Source organism: Zobellella aerophila (assembly GCF_039539325.1).
GTDB lineage: Bacteria > Pseudomonadota > Gammaproteobacteria > Enterobacterales > Aeromonadaceae > Oceanimonas > Oceanimonas aerophila.
Genome location: NZ_BAABCX010000004.1, coordinates 33,600 through 54,992, shown reverse-complemented (window position 1 = coordinate 54,992; position 21,393 = coordinate 33,600). Strand labels below are relative to the sequence as shown.

Sequence of the window (21,393 nt, the reverse complement as noted above, 5' to 3'; positions counted from 1 at the left end):
CCTTCCCAGGACGCTCAGCGGCGCATCTGACCGCCATGGATGGCGGGAATGCCGGAACTGCAGGAGCATGTTCCGGCCTTGACGCCGATGGTCGGCTTAGTAAGGAACGCCCCCCTTAACCGGAGGCATTGTGGACCGGGCTGGTGATGTCGACTATCAGCTTAACCGGCCGTGGCACTGCTTGTATTTCTTGCCGGAGCCGCAGGGACAGGGATCGTTGCGGCCCACCTTGAGCCCGTCACGCACGAAGGGATCCCCGCCGGCAGAGGCCACGGCCACGGCGGCCTCATTCACCAGCTGGTTGTCGGCTTGGGCATGGTTGTAGCTCTGCGGCAGCCGCTCGGCGGCCTCGCGACGCTGGGCCTCGGCCGCTTCCACTTCTTCCTGGCTCTGCACCTTGACCCGGCTGAGGATGCTCACCACCTCGCGCTTGAGGCTGTCCAGCATGCCAGTAAACAGCTCGAAAGACTCGCGCTTGTATTCCTGCTTGGGGTTCTTCTGGGCATAGCCACGCAGATGGATCCCCTGGCGCAGGTGATCCATCGCCGCCAGGTGTTCTTTCCACAGGCCATCCAGGGTCTGCAGCATCACCGAGGTTTCAAACTGGCGCAGCACCTCGCCGCCGACCACGGCCTCTTTTTGCTGATAGGCCTCGGCCGCTTGCTCGAGAATTTTTTCCCGCAGTTTTTCCTCGTGCATGCGCTCGTCGGCCGACAGCCACTCGGCCACCGGCAGCTCGAGGGCAAAGTCGGCCTTGAGCCGTTGTTCCAGGCCGGGCACATCCCACATTTCCTCCAGTGACTGGGGCGGAATATATTCATCGATGACACCGTTGAACACATCCTCCCGGATCACCTCTATGGTTTCCTTGATATCGCCGGTATCCAGCAGCTCGTTACGCTGCTCATAGACCACCTTGCGTTGGTCGTTGGCCACATCATCGAACTCCAGCAGGTTTTTACGGATGTCGAAGTTACGGGTTTCCACCTTGCGCTGGGCATTTTCGATAGCGCGGGTCACCCAGGGATGCTCGATGGCCTCGCCTTCTTCCATGCCCAGCTTCTTCATCATGCCGGTGACCCGGTCGGAGGCGAAGATCCGCATTAGCGCATCTTCCATCGACAGGTAGAAACGGCTGGAGCCCGGATCCCCCTGACGGCCGGCACGACCGCGCAGCTGGTTGTCGATGCGGCGGGATTCATGGCGTTCGGTACCGATAATATGCAGGCCGCCGGCTTCGATTACCGCCTCATGGCGCCGCTGCCAGTCGGCCTTGATCGCGGCAATCTGTTCGGGGATCGGGTTGTCCAACGCCTCGATCTCCGCCAGCCAGTTGCCCCCCAGCACGATATCGGTCCCCCGACCGGCCATATTGGTGGCGATGGTCACGGTACCGGCCTGGCCCGCCTGGGCGATAATTTCCGCTTCCTGGGCGTGGAATTTGGCATTCAGCACCCGGTGCTTGATGCCTTCCCGCTCGAGGATGCGCGACAGCAGCTCGGAGTTTTCGATGGAGACGGTACCCACCAGTGCCGGTTGACCACGCTCGACGCAGTCCTTGATGTCGGCCACTATCGCCTGATACTTCTCGGCGGCGGTAAGATACACCAGGTCGCCCATGTCCTTGCGGATCATTGGCCTGTTGGTCGGGACCACCACGGTTTCGAGGCCATAGATATGCTGGAATTCGAAAGCTTCGGTATCGGCGGTCCCCGTCATGCCGGCCAGCTTGTCATAGAGACGGAAGTAGTTCTGGAAGGTAATCGAAGCCAGGGTCTGGTTTTCGTTCTGGATCTTGACCCCCTCCTTGGCTTCCATCGCCTGATGCAGGCCTTCGGACCAGCGACGGCCCGGCATGGTGCGGCCGGTATGCTCATCGACGATCACCACCTCGTTGTCCTGCACTATGTAATCCACATTGCGCTCGAACAGGGTATGGGCACGCAGGCCGGCGTTGACGTGGGCCAGCAGTATGATATTGGTGGCGGAAAACAGCGAGTCTTCCTCGGCCAGCAGGCCCATGCGCTTGAGCTCTTCTTCCACGAAGATCTGGCCGTTTTCGGTCAGCAGCGCCTGTTTGTTCTTCTCGTCGACCGTGTAGTGGCCATCCCCCTGGTATTCTTCCGAGTCTTCCTTGTCCTGTTTGACCAGCTTGGGGATCAAGGTATTCATACGGGTATACAGCTCGGAGCTGTCTTCCGCCGGCCCCGAGATAATCAGCGGGGTACGGGCTTCGTCGATCAACACCGAGTCGACTTCATCCACCAGCGCATAGTAGAGCGGGCGCTGGACCCGCTGCTCCGGCGAGAAGGCCATGTTGTCGCGCAGATAATCGAAGCCGAACTCGTTGTTGGTGCCGTAGGTAATATCGGCGGCATAGGCGGCTTTTTTCTCCTGGGGGCCCATGCCCGGCAGGTTGCAACCCACGCTCAGGCCGAGAAACTCGAACAGCGGCCGGTTGGTCTCCGCATCGCGGCGGGCCAGGTAGTCGTTCACCGTCACCACATGCACGCCTCGGCCGGTCAGGGCATTGAGGTAGACCGGCAGGGTCGCGGTCAGGGTCTTGCCCTCACCGGTTTTCATCTCGGCTATCTGGTTGTTGTGCAACACCATGCCGCCGAGCAGCTGCACGTCGAAGTGGCGCATCTCGAACACCCGCCTGGAGGCCTCGCGCACGGTGGCGAAGGCTTCCGGCAACAGGGCCTCCAGGGTTTCGCCCTGCTCCAGCCGGCTGCGGAACTCGGCCGTCTTGGCCTGCAGCTCGGCATCGGACAGGGCCTCGAATCTGGGCTCCATGGCATTGATTTCATTTACTACTTTGCGCAACCGTTTGAGCGTTCTGTCATTACGGCTACCGATTATCTTGGTGAATAATTTGGTAATCATGCTTGGCCAATTAGGATGTTGGAAAATACCCCCCGCCGCGGGCGGGGTCGAAAATTTACTAGGGTAAGAAGCGCGCCGGATCCAGCCGCTTGTTCCCCTTTAACACTTCATAATGCAGATGCACGCCGGTCGTCCGGCCCGTGCGCCCCATCAGGGCGATCAGTTGCCCATTTTCTACCTTGTCACCGACGCTGACCAGCTGTTTGTCCAGATGCGCATAACGGGTGGCCCAGCCTTGTCCGTGGTTCAGTTCGATCATGCGACCATAGGCCGGATGTTGCGCCACCAGGCTGACGATACCGGCGCCGCTCGCCGCAATCGGGGTGCCCAATTTACCCGAAAAATCGATCCCGCCGTGCCACCGACCATGACCGGTAAAGGGATCTCTACGGTTGCCGAAAGTGGAACTCAGCCGGCCCTGGCCACCGGGTACCGGATGACCATGCACCCGGGTAATTTCGTTTATATGGAGATTCAGCAGCAGAGATTCAAGGGTGGACAATACCAGGCCCTGTTCCCTGGCCTGGCTCGCCAGCAGCTCCAGCGCCAGATTCAGCTCAGCAAAACCGCTGAAGGAGCGCTGTAGCAGGCCGCTGTCAAAGACATTAACGGTTGCCAGCTCTTCATCCAAGGCATAATCCTGCTGCAGGCGCTGGCCCAGTCTGGCCACCTGCCCCAGTTCGGCCTGCAGTTGTCCCAGCCGCCTGCCGATGCGGGACAGCTGTTGCTGCTGGCCGCGCCGCTGTTGCTCCAGCTGTTGCTCCAGCCGGGCATTGTTATCCTGAACGGCCTGCCACTGACTGTAGCAATACAGGGCAAGCGCCAGTGGTATCGCCACCAGCAGGGTAATAAGGGAGGCGCCGAGGGGTCGCAGGGGCATGGCCTGGGCCGGGGGGGGAACACTGGCTGTCATGGGCTTTATTCTGGAAAAAAACCAAAAGGAACGCCGGCGCGGAGAGAAGGCCGGCGTTGCTGGACTTAAAACTAGGCCAGGTTAAGTGCCGTATCGTAGTAACGGATCGGTGATTCGGCTCCGGCTTCGCCGAAGGTCACCAGCTCCCAGGCTGCCTGATTGGCAAGCAGGGCCCGCAACAGGCTGTTGTTGAGGGCGTGTCCCGTCTTGTAGGCTCGGAATTCGCCAAGGATACTGTGGTTGCACATATAGAGATCGCCGATGGCATCCAGCATCTTGTGTTTGACGAATTCATTCGGATACCGCAGGCCATCATCGTTCAGTACCTTGTAGTCATCGAGCACTACGGCGTTTTCCAGGCTGCCACCCAGGGCCAGGTTCTTGGAATGCAGGTATTCGATGTCCCGCATAAAACCGAAGGTACGGGCTCGGCTCAGCTCCTTGACGAAGGCGGCGCCGGAAAAATCCAGTACCAGCTGCTGGCTCTTACCTTCAAATACCGGGTGCTTGAAGTCGATGGTCAGATCCAGCTTGAAGCCCTGACGGGCGGGCCGGAACTCGGCCCACTTGTCCCCGTCTTCGACGCGCACCGGCTGCTTGATGCGGATAAACTGCTTCAGGGCATTCAGCTCGCGGATGCCGCCGGACTGCAGCAGGTAGATAAAGGGGTGGGAGCTGCCGTCCATCACCGGTACTTCGGGGGCATCGACCTCGATATAGAGGTTATCGATGCCCAGACCGGCCAATGCCGCCGATAAATGCTCGATGGTCGATACCCGGACGCCCTGCTCATTGACCAGGGCGGTACAGAGCATGGTATCTCTGACCAGGTCCGCATCGGCACGGATCTCGACCTGGGGCTCCAGATCGGTGCGACGAAACACTATTCCTGTGTTGGCCGGCGCGGGCACAAAGGTCATTTGCACCTTGTGACCGGAATGCAGGCCGATTCCGGTCGCCTGCACGGTATTCTTCAGGGTTCGTTGTCTAATCATACGCTTGTCCGCCAACAATAGGGCCTAAGTCCGTACCAAATAATATGGTCGGACATGTTAGCACAACCTTTAACCTACGCCAATTGAGCGCCTTTTTCAGCTTCTCAGTCGGCCTGCTTGCGCAGGAAGGCCGGTATATCCAGATAATCCAGATCCGGCTTAACCTGGGTGGCATCCGAATTCACAGCCACCTTGCCAACCTGCTCTTCCCGCTGGGTTTCCAGGCGACGCATGCCGTTGTCATCCCGGGCCGGGCTGGACTTTACCAGGGTAATGTCGGGCTTGCGCTCGGCACCGATACCGGTCGCCACCACGGTGACCCGCAACTCGTCGGAGATTTCCGGGTCCAGTACCGTGCCCACCACTACGGTAGCGTTTTCGGACGCGAAGGCCTTGACCGCATTGCCCACGGTTTCGAATTCTTCGATGGTCATATCCAGGCCGGCGGTAATGTTCACCAGTATGCCGCGGGCCCCGGCCAGATCCACATCTTCCAGCAGCGGGCTGGAAATGGCTTTTTCGGCGGCTTCTTCGGCCCTGTCCTCACCGGTGGCGCTGCCGGTACCCATCATGGCGGTACCCATCTCCCGCATCACGGTACGCACGTCGGCAAAGTCTACGTTGATCAGACCCGGACGGGTGATCAACTCGGCGATACCCTGTACCGCCCCCAACAACACATTGTTGGCGGCCTTGAAGGCATCCAGCAGGGAAATGCCCCGACCCAGTACCTTCAGCAACTTGTCGTTGGGGATGGTGATCAGCGAGTCGACATGCTTGGCCAGCTCGTTGATGCCCTGCTGGGCATAGCTCAGGCGTTTCTTGCCCTCGAAGGCGAACGGCTTGGTGACCACGGCCACCGTCAGTATGCCCAGTTCCTTGGCCACTTCCGCCACCACCGGCGCGGCGCCGGTGCCGGTGCCACCGCCCATGCCGGCGGCAATAAACACCATGTCGGCACCCTCCAGCAGATCGCGGATGGCATCCCTGTCTTCCAGCGCCGCATCGCGGCCGACCTCCGGATTGGCGCCGGCCCCCAGCCCCTTGGTAATGGCGCTGCCCACCTGCAGGGTGGTGTTGGCGCTGGAATTACGCAGGGCCTGGGCATCGGTATTGATGGCCAGGAACTCTACCCCTTCGAGGTTTTCCCGCACCATGTGTTCCACGGCGTTGCCGCCGCCGCCGCCGACACCCACTACCTTAATGACGGCTTCCTGCTCGTGATCATTCATCAGTTCAAACATAGGTCTCTCTCCGCTTTGCTCTTGGTCGGTTCCTACCAAGATTAAAATTCGCCACGCAACCAGTTGCCCACCCGCTTCAGCAGGCCGGAAACGCTGGTCTTGTTGTTATATTCCAATTGAGGCATGGACTGGTGCTCTTTGCCGTATTGCAGCAAACCGACGGCCGTCGAATACACGGGCGTCTCCACATAATCCGATAACCCTTTTACCCCCGAGGGCTGGCCGATACGCACCTGGCACTGGAACAGCTGCTCGGCGCACTCCACCAGGCCTTCGATCTGGGCCGCACCACCGGTCAGTACCAGGCCGGCGGCCAGCTGATGCTTGACCCCCATTTTTTTCAGGTCGCTCTGAACCTTGGTCAGCTCCTGGTTGATCATGCCCAGCAGTTCACTGTATCTGGGCTCGATCACCTCCGCCAGGGTCTGCCGTTGCAGGCTCCTGGCCGGCCGGCCACCGACGCTCGGCACCTCTATGGTGTCCTCCTTGCTCACCTTGCGGCTGAAGGCACTGCCATGGCGCACCTTGATCGCCTCGGCGTCCAACGGCGGCGTACCGAAGGCATAAGCGATGTCGCTGGTCACCGTGCTGCCCGCATAGGGGATCACCTTGGTGTGGCGCAGGGCCCCACCGGTAAACACCGCCATGTCCATGGTGCCGCCACCGATATCCACGACGCAGACGCCCAGCTCCTTTTCGTCGTCGGTCAGCACCGCATAGCTGGAGGCCAGGGCACTGAAGATCAGCTGATCGACCCGCAGGCCCAGGCGTTCCACGCATTTTTCGATGTTGCGCGCCATGTCGTTATGGCAGGTGATCAGGTGGACCTTGGCATGCATGCGCACCCCGGACAGACCGATCGGATTTTTAATGCCCTCCTGGAAGTCGATGGAGAATTCCTGGGGCAGCACATGCAACACCCGGTGTTCATCGGACAGCCGTACCGACTTGGCGGTATGGATCACATTGTCCACATCCTCCTGGGTCACATCCTCATCGGAAATGGGCACCATGCCGCTCTCGTTGCGGCACTCTATATGCTTGCCCGACAGACCCAGGTAGACAGAGGTGATCTGGCAGTCGGCCATCATCTCGGCCTCATCCACCGCCCGTTTCAGTGACTTGACCACCGACTCGAGATCGTTCACGCCGCCCTTGTCCATGCCCTTGGCAGAATGGCTGCCCAGGCCGATGATATTGAGGTCGCCGTCCGGCAGGACTTCGCCCACCAGGGCCGTGACCTTGGCCGTGCCTATATCAAGCCCGACGATTAGATTGCGTTCCGCGTTTTTTGTCATTGTCAGTCTCTTCGTCCCGCTTCCATCCTACCGCCAGGCCGGTATCGTATCGCAGGTCGAGATAGTCGATCCGCTCACGATCCAGGATTCCCGGGTAGACATCAACAAATCGCTGGAGACGGGTTTCGATATGCTCCCGTCCCAGGATTAACCTTACCCCATTGGACAGGACCAACTCCCAGGACAGCCTGGGGGTTAGGTGTACATGGGTTATGTCGTAACCATAAGGTTGCAGCAACTGCTGCAAGCCATGATATTCCTTCAATACCTTGTCGGACTCTTCATCGGGCCCGGACAGGGACACCAGGGAAAGCTCCAGGCCGCGATAGTCCGCCTCAAATACCTCCCCCTGGCGGTTGAGCATGGCGCCTTCGTTCCAGAAGGCCGCCACCTCCTGTTCGACGATATAGACCCGCAGCTTGTCGGGCCACTGCTTGCGTACCGAGGCCTGGGACACCCAGGGCAGGGTCAGCAACTGCTGCTGTACCTGATCCACCTCCAGAGTAAAGAAGTTATCTACCTGGGGCAGGGTCAGCACCGCCTCCCGCACCTGCTCGCGGCTCAGGTATTTGTGCTCACCCTGGATGATCAGGCTGTGCATCGGCAGCTGATTGGCCGAGGTGATCCACAGGCCGATTTGCCACAGGCCCCACGCCAGGGTAGCCAGCACCGACACAAACAAGGTCAGGCCGGCAATAAAGCCCAGGCGGGTCCGGGTGACGGTGCCGCCCATATCAGTACGCCATCTCCAATACCTTGACCACCAGCTGGTCGAAGGATAAACCTGCCACCCTGGCCGCCTTGGGCACCAGGCTGGTTTCGGTCATGCCCGGCACCGTATTCACCTCCAACAGCCACCACTGGCCGTCGGCATCGCGCATCAGATCGACCCGGCCCCAACCGGTAGCCGCTACCGCCCGGAAGGCATCCAGGCTCAGGGCGCCCAGCTCAGCTTCTTCCGACTCGCTCAGCCCACAGGGACACAGATACTCGGTGTCCCCGGACTGGTATTTGGCGGAATAGTCATAAAAATCGTGGGGAGTGCGCAGACGGATCGCCGGCAGCGCCTGTTCGCCCAGGATACTGACGGTATATTCGTCGCCCTGGATAAAACTCTCGAGCAGTACCTCATCGTCAAACTTGAAGGCTTCGATAATGGCCCGGGTCAGGGTATCGGCATCGGTGGCCTTGGTCATACCGATGCTGGAACCCTCATGGGACGGCTTGACGAAGACAGGCCCCTGAAACTGGGCCAGCAGCGCGGCCGAGTCATCCGGGGAGAAACTATTTTTATGCACCACCCGGTATTCCGCGGTGGGCAGCCCCATGCTCCGCCAGACCTGCTTGGTACGGATCTTGTCCATCGCCAGGGCAGCCCCCAACACCCGGGAGCCGGTATAGGGTAGTCCCAGGTGCTCCAGCGCCCCCTGCAGGGTGCCGTCTTCCCCACCCCGGCCATGAACCACGATAAAAGCGCTTTCAAAGCCTTCTTCCTTCAGGCAGGCCAGCGGATAGTCCCGGGTGTCGACGCCGTGGGCATCGACACCGGCCCGCTGCAGGCCTGCCAGCACGGCCGCACCGGAACGCAACGACACTTCCCGCTCGGCGGAGCGACCGCCATACAACACAGCAACCTTGCCAAACCGGTTCATACCTGCTCCTCACGTTGTTGTTTCATGGCCGCCACGGATAATTGCAGCTCACCCAGCTTGCGCGCCAGGCCGCCGACATTGCCGGCCCCCTGGGTCAGCACCAGATCCCCGTCCTGCAGCAATTCGGCCAGCACCGACGGCACCTCATCCGGGGTCGCCACATAGATGGGTTCAAGCTGGCCACGGCTGCGGATGGTGCGGCACAAGGCGCGGCTGTCGGCGCCGGGGATCGGCGTCTCACCGGCACTGTATACCTCCAACAGGATCAGTACATCTGTCTTTGACAGCACGTCGACGAAGTCCTCGTACAGATCCCGGGTGCGGGTGTATCTATGAGGCTGATAGATGGTCACCAAGCGGCGCTCGGGCCAGCCGGCTCGCACCGCATTCAGGGTGGCCCGCACCTCGCTGGGGTGATGGCCGTAATCATCCACCAGCTTGACCTTGCCCTGGCCCGTCTCAAACTCACCGTACTGCTGAAAGCGGCGTCCGACCCCGGCGAACTTGGCCAGGGCCGCCAGTATCGCCTCATCGGCCACCCCGTCCTCGCAGGCCACGGCGATGGCCGCCGCCGCATTCTGGGCATTGTGGCGACCGGGCAGGTTGAGCTGCACCTCCAGGCTGCTGCCGTCCGGACGGCAGACCCGGAAGCGGCTGTGATCGTGCTGCTGGCTGAAGTCCTCCACCCGGTAGTCCGCATCCTCGGCGAAACCGTAGCTAACGCACTGACGGCCGACCCTGGGCAACAGCTCACGCACCACGGGATCATCCACACAAAGCACCGCCAGGCCATAAAACGGCAGGTTGTGCAGAAAATCCATGAAGGTGCCTTCCAGCTTGCTGAAGTCGCCACCATAGGTGTCCATGTGATCCGCTTCGATATTGGTGACGATGGACACCATCGGCTGCAGATGCAGGAAGGAGGCATCGCTCTCATCCGCCTCTGCGATCAGGTAACGGCTGGAGCCCAGGCGCGCGTTGCAGCCGGCGCTGTTGAGCAAACCGCCGATCACGAAGGTGGGATCCATGCCCGCCTCGCCATAGATGCTGGCCACCAGGCTGGTGGTGGTAGTCTTGCCATGGGTGCCGGCCACCGCCACCCCGTGGCGAAAACGCATCAGCTCGGCCAGCATTTCGGCCCGGCGCACCACGGGGATACGCAGCTCCCGGGCCGCCAGCAGCTCGGGATTGTCGGCATGGATGGCGGTGGACACCACCACCACGCTAGCCTGCTCGACCTGCTCGGCGGCATGGCCCAGATAGATGGTCGCACCCAGGGCTGCCAGCCGATCGGTGACCGCATTATGGGCAATATCGGAACCTGAAACGTCATAGCCTTCGTTGGCCAGCACCTCGGCGATGCCGCCCATGCCGGCACCACCGATGCCGATAAAGTGGATCCGCCGCACCCGTCTCATCTCGGGTACCATGGTTCTCAGTTTTGTCAGTTCAACCTTGGTCATGCCACTCTCTCATTCATTTTTAGCTGCGCTCGCAGGCACTCGGCCACCCGCTCCGCCGCATCGGTAATCGCCAGTTTTCGGGCCTGTTCGGCCATCGCCAGCAGACGCGCACGATCCCCGGCCAGGGTCTGTAGCTGAGCGGCCAGCCCGGCCACGGTCAACTCGCGTTGGGGCAGCAGACAGGCCGCCCCCGCGTCGGCCAGAGTAAGGGCATTCTTGGTCTGATGGTCATCCACCGCATGAGGCAGGGGCACGAAGATGGCCCCCAGGCCGGCGGCGGCCACTTCCGACACCGTCAGCGCACCGGCCCGACATACCACCAGATCGGCCTGGCCATAGGCGGCGGCCATGTCATCGATAAACTCGCTGACCTCGGCCTCCTGCCCCAATGCCTGGTAGGCGGCACGTACCGCCTCGCCATTGCCCTTCCCGGTCTGGTGACGCACCCTTATGTTGCCGGCGCGGGCCACCGCCTCCGGCACTGTCTCGTTCAGCACCCGGGCGCCCAGGCTGCCGCCCACCACCAACAGCCGCAACGGCTGGGCTTCGAGGCCGATACGTTCGGCCGGGGCGGCCAGGGCCAGCACCTCCGGACGCACCGGGTTGCCGACCACGGCGGTCTTGCCGCTGGCGGCGAAGGCACCGGGAAAGGCCATCAGCACCCGCTTGGCCAGCCGGGCCAACAGCCGGTTGGTCAAGCCGGCGGCGGCGTTCTGCTCATGCAGGATCAGCGGAATGCCGGCCAGTTTTGCCGCCACCCCGCCGGGACCGGCGGCAAAACCGCCCATGCCCAGTACCACCTGGGGCCTGACTTCCCGCAACACCGCCCTGGCCTGCAACAACGCTCGCAGGATCTGGAAGGGCGCCGTCAATAGCCGCTTGACGCCATTGCCTCGAATGCCGGCGATGGCGATGGTATGCAGGGGATAGCCGTGGCTCGGCACCAGCTGGGCTTCCATCCGATCCGCGGTACCCAGCCAGTGCACCTGCCAGCCCTCGGCCCTGAGCCGGTTGGCCACCGCCAAACCAGGGAATACGTGTCCGCCGGTACCGCCGGCCATCACCAGCAGGATCTTGCTGTCGTTCATGTCGCCTCCCGCTGTCTGGCCTGCATGTTGTCACGCCGCCACTCATGGTCGATGCGCACCAGGATCGCCACCGCCGCGCCGATCACCAGCAGGCTGGAACCGCCGTAGCTGACCAGCGGCAGGGTCAGGCCCTTGGTGGGCAGCAGGCCGGAAGCCGCGCCCACGTTGACTACCGTCTGGAAGCTGAACCAGATACCGATACCCATCGCCAGGTAGCCTTCGTACTGGCGGCCACCGAGCAACACCTTCTGGCCGATCAGCAGGGCCTTGAACGCCAGCCAGGCCTGCAACAGCAGCACCAGCAGCACGCCGGTAAAGCCCAGCTCCTCACCCAGGATGGCGAACACGAAATCGGTATGGGCTTCGGGCAGGTATTCCAGTTTTTGGATGGAATTGCCCAGGCCTTCGCCCAGCCAGCCCCCCCGGCCAAAGGCCATCAGCGACTGGGTCAGCTGATAACCGCTGCCGAAAGGATCTTCCCAGGGGTTGAGGAAAGAGGTCACCCGGCGCATCCGGTAGGGGGAACTGACGATCAAGAAGCCCACCAGCGAGCAGCCCAGCACGATCAGGCTGATAAACTGGCTGAGCCGGGCCCCGGCCAGGAACAGCATGCCGATGGTGGTCACAAACAACACCACCACCGAGCCCAGGTCCGGCTGCATCAGCAGCAGCACCGACATGGTCGCCATCACCGCCAGCGGCTTGAGGAAGCCTTTCCACTGGCCGCGCACTTCCGCCTGCCGACGTACCAGGAAACCGGCGAGGAAGGCGAACAGCGCCAGCTTGGCGATTTCCGCCGGCTGCACATTGATAGGCCCCAGGGCCAGCCAGCGGGTACTGCCGTTGACATTGCGTCCCACCACCAATACCAGTACCAGCAGCAGCAGCGAGCAAATCAGGAAAGCACCGCTGAACTGCTGCCAACGGGACATGGGCACCTGCAGCACCAGTCCGCTCAGCACCAGGCACAGCAGCAGGAAGGCGCTGTGCCGTTTGACAAAGTAGAAGGGGTCATCGTTCAGGGCGATGCCCTCGGCGATGGAGGCCGAGGCCACCATGGTCAGGCCGATGGCCATCAACGAAAGCGCCAGGATCACCAGCTGGCGATCATAGATCAAACCCTGGGAGGGCTTCAGGAACCAGTCAAAATCCAGGCTGGGGACTAATTTCATAGGGCCTCCACCAACGTGATGAAATGCTGGCCCCGGGCCACATAATTGGCATACATGTCCAGGCTGGCGCAGGCGGGGGCGAACAGCACCCAGTCACCGGGCGAGGCATGGGCGGCGCACCAGGCCACCGCCTCGGGCAGGTTCGCCACGGCCATGGTATTTTTCGCCAGGGCCAGCAGCCTGGCCTGATCCTGGCCGAAGCACAACATGCCGGCAATGCTGTTTTCCAGCAACGGCGTAAGCGGGCTGAAGTCCTGACCCTTGCCCTGGCCGCCGGCGATCAGCCAGAGCCGGCCGGTCACGCTCTCGGCCACCCCGGCGATGGCCGCCAGGGTCGCGCCCACATTGGTGGCTTTGGAGTCGTTGAGCCAGCGCACGCCGTTCTTCTCCGCCACAAACTGGCAGCGGTGGGGCAGCCCACTGAACTCACGCAACACCTTTAGCTGGGCGGCCCCGGGGATGCCGGCCTCATCGGCCAGGGCCAGGGCCGCCAGGGCATTGAGCTGGTTATGACTACCGACGATCCTGAGTTCGTCCACCGGCAGCACCGGCTTGCCGAAACGGCTCAGCCACAACCGGCCCCGGTGCCGGAGCCGGCCATATTCACGCTCGTCCAGGCCGAAGCTGACGCCGCCACCCGCCGGGGGCCGGGTCTGGTTGTCTTCCCGGTTATAGAGTGCCAACCCGGCATGACGGTAGATGGCCAGCTTGGTATCCCGATAATGGGCCAGGGAATCATAACGATCCAGGTGGTCCTCGCTGATATTGAGCACGGTCGCCGCCGCCGCCCGCAGCCCGGGGGTGGTTTCCAGCTGGAAGCTGGACAGCTCGAGCACCGCCAGTTCCAGCGGCTCGGACAGTAGATCCAGCGCCGGGGTGCCGATATTACCGCCGACTCCCACCCGGATACCCGCGGCCTTGGCCATCTCGCCCACCAGGGTAGTGACGGTACTCTTGCCGTTGGAGCCGGTAATGGCCACCACGGGTACCGGGCAGGCCCGCACGAACAGCTCGATGTCGCCCACTATCTCGACCCCGGCGGCCAGCGCCTGCTGCAATTCGGGGGTGGCAAGCGGCACCCCCGGGCTGACCACGATCAGCTCGGCCGCCAGCAGTTGCCCGACATCCAGGCCGCCAAAATGACGGCCAATGTCGGCAGGAAGCTGATCCTCGCCGGGAGGATGCAAACGGGTATCCATTACCCGGGGCACCCGCCCCTGGCGCAGGCAATAGCGCACACAGGAAAGTCCTGTTTGTCCCAGCCCTATGATCAGGATCCGCTCGGGTAGCATAATTTATCTCAGCTTCAGGGTAGCCAGGCCGACCAGCACCAGCATCAGGGTAATAATCCAGAACCGCACTATCACCCGCGGCTCGGGCCAGCCTTTCAGTTCATAATGATGGTGGATGGGGGCCATCCGGAAGATCCGTTGTCCACGCAGCTTATAGGAGCCCACCTGCAGGATCACTGACAGGGTTTCGATCACGAAGATGCCGCCCATCACCACCAGCAGAAACTCCTGGCGCACCAGCACGGCAATGGCGCCCAGCGCCGCCCCCAAGGCCAGGGAGCCCACATCGCCCATAAATACCTGGGCCGGGAAGGTGTTGAACCAGAGGAAGCCCAGCCCGGCGCCGACCATGGCGGTACAGACCACGGTCAGCTCACCCGCATGGGACACATAGGGAATATGCAGGTAGTCGGCGAAATTGACGTTGCCCGTGGCCCAGGCCACCAGGGCGAAACCGGCCGCCACCATCACAGTGGGCATGATCGCCAGGCCGTCCAGGCCATCGGTCAGGTTGACCGCATTGCTGGAACCGACGATCACGAAGTAGCTGAGCACGATAAACAACAGGCCCAGTTGGGGCATCACATCCTTGAAGAAGGGCACCACCAGCTGGGTCTGGCTCGGCTCATGGGCAATGACGTAGACAAAGACGGCCGCCGCCAGGGCGGCCGCCGACTGCCAGAAATATTTCCAGCGGGCGATCAGGCCATCGGTATTCTTGCGCACCACCTTGCGGTAATCGTCGACGAAACCGATGGCGCCGAAGGTTCCCAGCACGAACAGCACCACCCACACATAGGGGTTGGAGAGCCGGGCCCACAGCAACACCGAGACGAAGATGGCGATCAGTATCATCAAGCCGCCCATGGTGGGGGTGCCGGCCTTGCTGAAGTGGGATTCGGGGCCATCGTTGCGCACCACCTGGCCGATCTGCAGCCGCTGCAGCCGGCGGATCAGGCGGGGGCCTATCCACAGGGAGACGAACAGGCCGGTCAGGATGGAAACGATGGCCCTGAAGGTCAGATAAGAAAACACATTAAAAAAACCGAAATGGGGAGTCAGCAACTCGGCCAGCCAGACTAGCATGATGTCCCCTCCTGGATGGACCGAACCACGTCTTCCATTCGGGCACTGCGCGCACCTTTCACCAAAACCACCACCTTATTCTGCTGTGCCAAGGCCTCGGCCAATACCGGCCACAGCTGTTGTTTGTTGTCAAAATGCCGGCCATGGGCAGCCTGTGCCGTATGGCGGCTGTCCTGACCCACGGTCAGCACCAGGTCGATACCCAGCTTTCTGGCATGTTCACCCACCTTGATATGCATTTCCTTGCTGTAATCGCCGAGCTCGGCCATATCACCAAAGGCAAAGATGCGATATCCGGGAAGGCTGGCCAGGGTATCCAGCGCCGCCAGTACCGAGGCGACACTGGCGTTATATGTATCATCCAGCACCGTCAGACCGGGTCGCGTCCACACCTGTAGCCGGCCCTTGGCCGAGCTGAACGCGCCAAGACCGGTCGCAATCTCCTCCAGGCTGGCGCCCAGCGCCTGGGTAGCCGCCGCCGCCGCCAGGGCATTGGCCACATTGTGCCGGCCCGGTACCGGCAGTTGCACCGCCACTTCACCCTGGGGGGTCAGCAGGCGGAAATGGGCGCAGCCTGACTTGTCCAGGCTGACCTGACGGGCTTCGTACTCCCGCCGCTCACCGAAACAGGTCAGCTGCCGCTGTGCCCGCCACCCGCTACAGAAAGGACTGTCGCCATTGGCGATGGCCACGCCGCCGGCCACCAGGCCGTCGTAGATCTCGCTCTTGGCCTTGGCGACCCCCTCGAGTGAACCGAAGCCCTCCAGGTGCGAAGCCTCCACATTGTTAATCAAGGCCACATGGGGCTTGACCAGCGAGCTGGTCCAGGCGATTTCGCCGATATGATTGGCACCCAGCTCGACCACCGCGAAATCGGTGTCCGCCGTCAGCTCGCAGAGGGTCAGGGGCACGCCGATTTCGTTGTTCAGGTTGCCCCGGGTCGCCATGACCTTGCCCCTTTGCTGCAATATGGCCGCCGCCATTTCCTTGACCGTGGTCTTGCCGCAGCTGCCGGTTATGGCCAGAAACTTGGCCTGGCTGCGCTCCCGCACCAGGCCGCCGAGCAGACCCAGGGCCAGGCGGGTATCCGCCACCCTGATCTGGGGCACCTCGAGCGCCAGCCAGCGCTCGACCAGCAGGGCGCCGGCGCCTTGCTCCACCGCTTGGGCCGCAAATTCATGGCCATCGAAGTGTTCGCCGATCAGCGCCACAAACAGGCTGCCAGCCGCCAACGGCTGCCGGCTATCAGTGGTCACCGCCAGGATAGCCCCGTCGGCACCGCGCAACTCGCCGCCGGAGGCCTGGGCCAACAGGCTTAAGGGCAGGCTGATCACAGGGCTATCCCCAATATCCGGGCCGCGGTTTCACGGTCGCTGTAATGATGCTTTTGTGTACCCACTATCTGATAATCCTCATGGCCCTTACCGGCCACCAAAATAATGTCATCGGCTGCCGCCTGTTCAACCGCCAGGGCCATCGCCGCCGCCCGGTCATGGATCCGCATGGCCGCGTCCGGCTGCGCCAGGCCTGCCATCATATCGGCCAGAATAACGGCGGCCTGCTCGGTACGCGGATTGTCATCGGTCAGGATCAGCCGGTCCGCGCCGGCTTCCGCCGCCGCCGCCATCAACGGCCGCTTGCCCCTGTCACGGTCACCGCCACAGCCGACCAGACACCAGAGCTGCCCCCGGCAGTGCTGCCGCAAGGCTTCCAGAGCCTGTTCCAGGGCATCCGGGGTATGGGCGTAATCCACCACCACCAGCGCCTTGCCCGGACAATAAAAACGTTCCATCCGTCCAGACACCGCGCTCAGCCGCGGAGCCGTGGCCAACAGCTGATCAAAGGACTCACCCAACGCCAACAGGGCCGCCATCGCCGCCAACAGATTGGCGACATTAAAGCGTCCCAGCAAGGGGGCGGATAATACACCATTCCCCCAGTCGGAGTTAATGGTCACTTTCAACCCATCGTTATAAAAATGTACGGTTTCAGCCACCAGCTGCGGGCCGGCAAAGTCCCGTACCCGGCCGTGCAGGCTGTAGCCGATGGCGTCCGGATACAGGCTGAGCCAACGACGGCCCACGCTATCGTCGGCATTGATGATGCGCGTCTTCCGGCATAACTCGAATAACTGCCGCTTGGCTTCGCCGTAGGCGGCCATGGTGCCGTGATAATCCAGGTGATCCCGGCTCAGGTTGGTGAAGACGGCTACATCAAAATCCAGCGCCGCCACCCGGTGCTGGCACAGGCCATGGGAAGACACCTCCATCGCCACCCGCCCGGCGCCCTGGGCATGCAAGGCAGCCAACTGCTGCTGAACCTCCAGGGCCGAGCCGGTGGTATTGACCGCATCCTGCAGCCGGCCGAAGAGACCGTTGCCGAGGGTGCCCATCACCCCCGTCCTGCTGCCCAGCAGGCTGCTCCAGTTGGCGATCAACTGGGTGATGGTGCTCTTGCCGTTGGTGCCGGTCACCCCGACCAGTTGCAGCTCCGATGAAGGATCGCCATAAAAAATGCCGGCCAGCAGCGACAGATGACGGGGCAGCTGATAGACCCCCAGCAGGCGGTGATCCTGATAATCCAGGCCGCCCTGTTCCGGGCTGTCTACTTCATGGATAACGGCAGCCGCCCCCGCCGCCAGGGCCTGGGAAATAAATTGCCGACCGTCCAGCGAGTGGCCCTTGACCGCGATGAACAGGCAGCCTGGCGTCACCGACCGGCTGTCCAAGGTCAAGGAGGTCACCGTTATCGCCGGTGCCGACAACCCGAGCGGCACCGCAAGATCTCTAAGTGTGAGGGACATTGTACGCCTCCTGTCCGGCCAACTGTAACTGCTCTTCGGTCGCGGCATCCGGGCGGATATTGAGCAACTGCAGTGCCGCACTCATCACCTCGGCAAACACGGGGGCTGCCACATCACCACCATAATAAAGGTCACCCTGGGGTTCGTTGATCACCACCACCATCGCCAACCGTGGATCGCTCACCGGCGCCATGCCGCCGAATACCCCGACATAATCACTGCCATAGCCGCCGGCAATGGCCTTGCGTGACGTCCCCGTCTTGCCGGCCACCCGGTACCCGGGGATCGCCGCCTTACGGGCCGTGCCGCCCGGACCGATCACGCTTTCCATCATCTGCAGCACATCCCTGGCGTGCTGACGGACAATCACCTGTTCACCGACCGGCTGCTGGGCCCGCTTGACGATGGTCAGCGGATAGCGCACGCCACCATTGGCCAGGACCGCATAGGCCTGGGCCAGCTGCAGCGGGGTAACGGTAATACCATAACCGAATGACAGGGTCGCCCTCTCTATGTCGGACCAGCGACGGCGCTGGGGGATCATGCCGGTACTTTCGCCCACCAGCCCCATCCCCGAGTCGATACCCAGGCCGAAGCGGTACAGGGTATCCAACAGCTGCTCCGGGGTTTCCTGCAGGGCCATGCGAGCCATGCCCATGTTGGAAGAACGCTGGATGATGGTTTCGACGCTGACTTTACCCAGGTTGCGGGTATCGGACACCCGCTTGCCGCCCAGGCGCATCCAGCCCGGCGAAGTATCGACGATCGAATCCGCCTTGATGATGCCGTTTTCGAGCGCGCTGACCACGATCAGCGGCTTGAGGGTCGAGCCCGGTTCATAGGTGTCGGTCACCGCCCGGTTGCGGGCACGGAAACTCTGATACTGGCCCCGGTTGTTGGGGTTGAAGGAAGGGGTGTTGACCATGGCCAGCACCTCTCCGTTTTTCACATCCAGCAACACCAGGGAGGCGGACGTCGCCCGATGGAATTCCGATGCCTGCTTGAGGGACCTATAGGCCAGCGCCTGCAGGCGCTGATCGATGGTGAGCTGGATGTTGTTGGCTTCCCGGGCTTCCGATACCACCCCCAGATCCTCAATCACCCGGCCCATGCGATCCTTGCGCACCCGGCGCTCGCCAGCCTGGGCGGTCAGCCATTCGTTGTAGGCCCGCTCTATGCCCTCTATGCCCTTGCCGTCGATATTGGTCATGCCCACCAGATGGGCGTTAATCTCTCCGGTCGGATAAAAGCGACGGGCCTCGGGGCGCAGGTGCACACCGGGTAACTTCAATTTGCGGATATATTCGGCTACCGATGGGGTCACCTGCCGCTGGAGGTAGACGAAGCGGCGCTTGGGGTTGGCGACCCTTTGCTGCAGGGTCTCGACGGGTATTCCCAGCACGTCGGCCAGCGCTTGCCAGGCCCGGGTTTTCGTCAGGCTGTTTTCCGCATGAACCTGCTTGGGATCGGCCCACACCGCCTGCACCGGGACAGATACCGCCAGCTCTTCACCGTTGCGATCCAGGATCATGCCGCGGGTGCTGGTGGTGGTGGTGGTGCGCAGGGAACGCATGTCCCCTTCCAGCCGCAGTCGGTCCGGCGACACCACCTGGATCCAGGCGGCACGGGCAAACAGGGCCACGAAAGCGAACAAAATCACGCTGCAGACGGTGGCGAAGCGCCAGCCGACCAGCAGAGGTTCTTTCTTATGCGTCTTGCGCCGTCTCATCGTTTGGTAACCAATTTTTCCTCGGAAGGAGCCGGCCGACTCATGCCCAGCTTATTGCGGGCCAGGACTTCTATCCGGCTGTGTTCCATCAAGGTACTTTGCTCCAACAGCAGGTTCCGCCATTCGATATCCAGGCGATCCTGCTCCGCCATCAACTCGTTGTACTCGCTGGTCAGCTGCCGGGTGCCATGGGTCACCAGGATCACCGTCATCGCCGACCCCAGGGTGCACAAGGCCAGCAGCATACGCCATTTGTGGCGCCATAAATCCAGGCCAATTTCCTTGGTCAGATTTATCCGCTGCTCTATCATTCAGCCTCCGCCAGCCGTTCGGCGACACGCAACACCGAGCTGCGTGACCTGGCATTGGCGGCCACTTCCTGTTCGGAAGGTTTTTGTGCCTTGCCGATGCTCTTCAGCAGGCGCCCCCCGGCCAGTTGCGCCTCGGTCAATGGCAGCCCGGGGGGCACTTCAGGTCCTTTTTCATGTTTGCGGATAAAGCGTTTGACCAGCCGGTCCTCCAGGGAGTGGAAGCTGATCACCGATAACCTGCCGCCGGGTGCCAGCACCTCGAGGGCGCCGTCCAGCGCCTGCTCGATTTCATCCAGCTCGCTGTTGATATAGATGCGAATGGCCTGGAAGCTGCGGGTGGCGGCATGCTTGTTTTTTTCCCGGCTGGGATTGACCCGGGCAATCATCTCCGCCAGCTGGCGGGTGCGGGTAAAGGGGGTCTGGACCCTGTCATGGACGATGGCGCGGGCAATCTTCTTGGCGAATTTCTCTTCACCGAAGGTTTTTAGCACCCAGGCGATATCGTCTGCCTCGGCCCGGGCCAACCATTCGGCCGCACTCTGGCCGCTGGTAGGATCCATGCGCATATCCAGGGGGCCGTCTTTTTGAAAGCTGAAACCACGCTCGGCTTCGTCCAGTTGAGGGGAGGAAACGCCCAGATCGAGCAGGACGCCATCTATGCGCCCTGTCATGCCCTGCTCTGCCATCATCTCGGCCAGACGGGAAAAAGGCCCGTGCAAAATGTGAAAGCGGGGATCGTCGATGGCTTCGGCGGCGGCGATGGCCTGGGGATCCCGGTCGATGGCAAACAAGCGCCCCTCGGCACCCAACTGACTCAGGATCAACCGCGAATGCCCGCCCCGACCAAAGGTACCGTCGACATAGATACCATCGGGCTTGAGCGCAAGACCGGCCACCGCCTCGTGCAGCAGAACTGTAATATGTGCCTGTTTATTATTCATTTATAAAGAGAAATCCCGCAAACGTTCCGATGCCGACCAGTCCTGCTCGGGCAGGGCCAGCAGGTCATCATTAACTTGTTGTTGCCAGCAGGACTCGTCCCAGATTTCGAACTTGTTCAGTTGCCCCACCAGCATGATTTTTTTATCGAGTCCGGCATGTTGCCGCAAGGGCCCGGGTACCAGAAACCGCCCCTGGGCATCCAGTTCACATTCACTGGCATAGCCCAACAGCAGGCGCTGCAGGCGCCGCTCGGCCGGGTTCATACTCGACAGCCCTTTCAACTTCTTTTCTATTTCTTCCCATTCAACCAGGGGATACAGCAATAAACAGGGATTATTGATATCTATGGTGCACACCAGCTGACCGTCGCAGTCATCCCGCAACCAGTCACGAAAGCGTGTCGGTACCGCCAGGCGGCCTTTGCCGTCCAGGCTGATAGCATGCGCACCACGAAGCATGTAAGTCAGTATCCTTAGATTCTACTTTTTTCCACAAAAAGCCACTTTTTCCCACCACGAT

Annotated in this window: 18 protein-coding genes; all 18 read right to left on the bottom strand. The window is 61.8% G+C overall.

Annotated features, from left to right (window positions below):
- Window positions 1-156 precede the first annotated feature (156 nt).
- Window positions 157-2,886, bottom strand: a complete 2,730-nt coding sequence (gene secA / locus ABD806_RS13830) for a preprotein translocase subunit SecA (RefSeq protein ID WP_344959002.1) — start codon at window positions 2,884-2,886, stop codon at window positions 157-159.
- Between the two features lie 58 nt (window positions 2,887-2,944).
- The gene (locus ABD806_RS13825) at window positions 2,945-3,799 is read right to left on the bottom strand and encodes a M23 family metallopeptidase (protein WP_344959000.1); all 855 of its coding nucleotides are present in this window, start codon (window positions 3,797-3,799) and stop codon (window positions 2,945-2,947) included.
- Between the two features lie 71 nt (window positions 3,800-3,870).
- Window positions 3,871-4,794: a UDP-3-O-acyl-N-acetylglucosamine deacetylase gene (gene lpxC / locus ABD806_RS13820; RefSeq protein ID WP_344958998.1), complete on the bottom strand. Its 924-nt coding sequence runs from the start codon at window positions 4,792-4,794 to the stop codon at window positions 3,871-3,873.
- 104 nt (window positions 4,795-4,898) lie between these two features.
- Window positions 4,899-6,038 (bottom strand): cell division protein FtsZ, encoded by a 1,140-nt coding sequence (ftsZ, locus tag ABD806_RS13815; RefSeq protein WP_116475210.1) that lies wholly within the window; start codon window positions 6,036-6,038, stop codon window positions 4,899-4,901.
- 41 nt (window positions 6,039-6,079) lie between these two features.
- Window positions 6,080-7,336, bottom strand: a complete 1,257-nt coding sequence (ftsA, locus tag ABD806_RS13810; protein WP_344958996.1) for a cell division protein FtsA — start codon at window positions 7,334-7,336, stop codon at window positions 6,080-6,082.
- Entirely contained in the window at window positions 7,296-8,069 is a 774-nt protein-coding gene (locus ABD806_RS13805) for a cell division protein FtsQ/DivIB (protein WP_344958994.1), read from the bottom strand. Before ABD806_RS13805 ends, ftsA begins: the two co-directional genes overlap by 41 nt.
- A 1-nt stretch (window position 8,070) precedes the next feature.
- Window positions 8,071-8,988 (bottom strand): D-alanine--D-alanine ligase, encoded by a 918-nt coding sequence (locus ABD806_RS13800; RefSeq protein WP_344958992.1) that lies wholly within the window; start codon window positions 8,986-8,988, stop codon window positions 8,071-8,073.
- On the bottom strand, window positions 8,985-10,451 hold the full coding sequence (gene murC / locus ABD806_RS13795; RefSeq protein ID WP_344958990.1) for a UDP-N-acetylmuramate--L-alanine ligase: 1,467 nt from the start codon (window positions 10,449-10,451) through the stop codon (window positions 8,985-8,987). Before murC ends, ABD806_RS13800 begins: the two co-directional genes overlap by 4 nt.
- Window positions 10,448-11,539 carry an undecaprenyldiphospho-muramoylpentapeptide beta-N-acetylglucosaminyltransferase gene (murG, locus tag ABD806_RS13790; protein WP_344958988.1) on the bottom strand — a complete coding sequence of 364 codons (1,092 nt, stop codon included), beginning with the start codon at window positions 11,537-11,539 and terminating at the stop codon, window positions 10,448-10,450. Before murG ends, murC begins: the two co-directional genes overlap by 4 nt.
- On the bottom strand, window positions 11,536-12,711 hold the full coding sequence (ftsW, locus tag ABD806_RS13785) for a cell division protein FtsW (protein WP_344958986.1): 1,176 nt from the start codon (window positions 12,709-12,711) through the stop codon (window positions 11,536-11,538). Before ftsW ends, murG begins: the two co-directional genes overlap by 4 nt.
- A complete protein-coding gene (murD, locus tag ABD806_RS13780) occupies window positions 12,708-14,003 on the bottom strand; it encodes a UDP-N-acetylmuramoyl-L-alanine--D-glutamate ligase (protein ID WP_344958984.1) in 1,296 nt (431 codons plus the stop codon). The genes ftsW and murD overlap by 4 nt, the downstream gene beginning before the upstream one ends.
- A gap of 3 nt (window positions 14,004-14,006) precedes the next feature.
- Window positions 14,007-15,089: a phospho-N-acetylmuramoyl-pentapeptide-transferase gene (mraY, locus tag ABD806_RS13775; RefSeq protein WP_344958982.1), complete on the bottom strand. Its 1,083-nt coding sequence runs from the start codon at window positions 15,087-15,089 to the stop codon at window positions 14,007-14,009.
- Entirely contained in the window at window positions 15,083-16,423 is a 1,341-nt protein-coding gene (locus ABD806_RS13770; protein ID WP_344958980.1) for a UDP-N-acetylmuramoyl-tripeptide--D-alanyl-D-alanine ligase, read from the bottom strand. Before ABD806_RS13770 ends, mraY begins: the two co-directional genes overlap by 7 nt.
- On the bottom strand, window positions 16,420-17,892 hold the full coding sequence (gene murE / locus ABD806_RS13765; RefSeq protein ID WP_344958978.1) for a UDP-N-acetylmuramoyl-L-alanyl-D-glutamate--2,6-diaminopimelate ligase: 1,473 nt from the start codon (window positions 17,890-17,892) through the stop codon (window positions 16,420-16,422). The genes ABD806_RS13770 and murE overlap by 4 nt, the downstream gene beginning before the upstream one ends.
- Window positions 17,876-19,621, bottom strand: a complete 1,746-nt coding sequence (locus tag ABD806_RS13760) for a penicillin-binding transpeptidase domain-containing protein (protein ID WP_344958976.1) — start codon at window positions 19,619-19,621, stop codon at window positions 17,876-17,878. The genes murE and ABD806_RS13760 overlap by 17 nt, the downstream gene beginning before the upstream one ends.
- On the bottom strand, window positions 19,618-19,932 hold the full coding sequence (gene ftsL / locus ABD806_RS13755) for a cell division protein FtsL (protein ID WP_344958974.1): 315 nt from the start codon (window positions 19,930-19,932) through the stop codon (window positions 19,618-19,620). The genes ABD806_RS13760 and ftsL overlap by 4 nt, the downstream gene beginning before the upstream one ends.
- A complete protein-coding gene (rsmH, locus tag ABD806_RS13750) occupies window positions 19,929-20,873 on the bottom strand; it encodes a 16S rRNA (cytosine(1402)-N(4))-methyltransferase RsmH (protein WP_344958972.1) in 945 nt (314 codons plus the stop codon). Before rsmH ends, ftsL begins: the two co-directional genes overlap by 4 nt.
- Entirely contained in the window at window positions 20,874-21,332 is a 459-nt protein-coding gene (gene mraZ / locus ABD806_RS13745) for a division/cell wall cluster transcriptional repressor MraZ (protein ID WP_344958970.1), read from the bottom strand.
- Between the last annotated feature and the right edge of the window lie 61 nt (window positions 21,333-21,393).

Excerpts from the sequence above, each read along its gene's own strand:
- secA (WP_344959002.1), bottom strand. The coding sequence starts at position 2,886 with ATGATTACCAAATTATTCACCAAGATAATCGGTAGCCGTAATGACAGA.
- ABD806_RS13825 (WP_344959000.1), bottom strand. The coding sequence starts at position 3,799 with ATGACAGCCAGTGTTCCCCCCCCGGCCCAGGCCATGCCCCTGCGACCC.
- lpxC (WP_344958998.1), bottom strand. The coding sequence starts at position 4,794 with ATGATTAGACAACGAACCCTGAAGAATACCGTGCAGGCGACCGGAATC.
- ftsZ (WP_116475210.1), bottom strand. The coding sequence starts at position 6,038 with ATGTTTGAACTGATGAATGATCACGAGCAGGAAGCCGTCATTAAGGTA.
- ftsA (WP_344958996.1), bottom strand. The coding sequence starts at position 7,336 with ATGACAAAAAACGCGGAACGCAATCTAATCGTCGGGCTTGATATAGGC.
- ABD806_RS13805 (WP_344958994.1), bottom strand. The coding sequence starts at position 8,069 with ATGGGCGGCACCGTCACCCGGACCCGCCTGGGCTTTATTGCCGGCCTG.
- ABD806_RS13800 (WP_344958992.1), bottom strand. The coding sequence starts at position 8,988 with ATGAACCGGTTTGGCAAGGTTGCTGTGTTGTATGGCGGTCGCTCCGCC.
- murC (WP_344958990.1), bottom strand. The coding sequence starts at position 10,451 with ATGACCAAGGTTGAACTGACAAAACTGAGAACCATGGTACCCGAGATG.
- murG (WP_344958988.1), bottom strand. The coding sequence starts at position 11,539 with ATGAACGACAGCAAGATCCTGCTGGTGATGGCCGGCGGTACCGGCGGA.
- ftsW (WP_344958986.1), bottom strand. The coding sequence starts at position 12,711 with ATGAAATTAGTCCCCAGCCTGGATTTTGACTGGTTCCTGAAGCCCTCC.
- murD (WP_344958984.1), bottom strand. The coding sequence starts at position 14,003 with ATGCTACCCGAGCGGATCCTGATCATAGGGCTGGGACAAACAGGACTT.
- mraY (WP_344958982.1), bottom strand. The coding sequence starts at position 15,089 with ATGCTAGTCTGGCTGGCCGAGTTGCTGACTCCCCATTTCGGTTTTTTT.
- murE (WP_344958978.1), bottom strand. The coding sequence starts at position 17,892 with ATGTCCCTCACACTTAGAGATCTTGCGGTGCCGCTCGGGTTGTCGGCA.
- ABD806_RS13760 (WP_344958976.1), bottom strand. The coding sequence starts at position 19,621 with ATGAGACGGCGCAAGACGCATAAGAAAGAACCTCTGCTGGTCGGCTGG.
- ftsL (WP_344958974.1), bottom strand. The coding sequence starts at position 19,932 with ATGATAGAGCAGCGGATAAATCTGACCAAGGAAATTGGCCTGGATTTA.
- rsmH (WP_344958972.1), bottom strand. The coding sequence starts at position 20,873 with ATGAATAATAAACAGGCACATATTACAGTTCTGCTGCACGAGGCGGTG.
- mraZ (WP_344958970.1), bottom strand. The coding sequence starts at position 21,332 with ATGCTTCGTGGTGCGCATGCTATCAGCCTGGACGGCAAAGGCCGCCTG.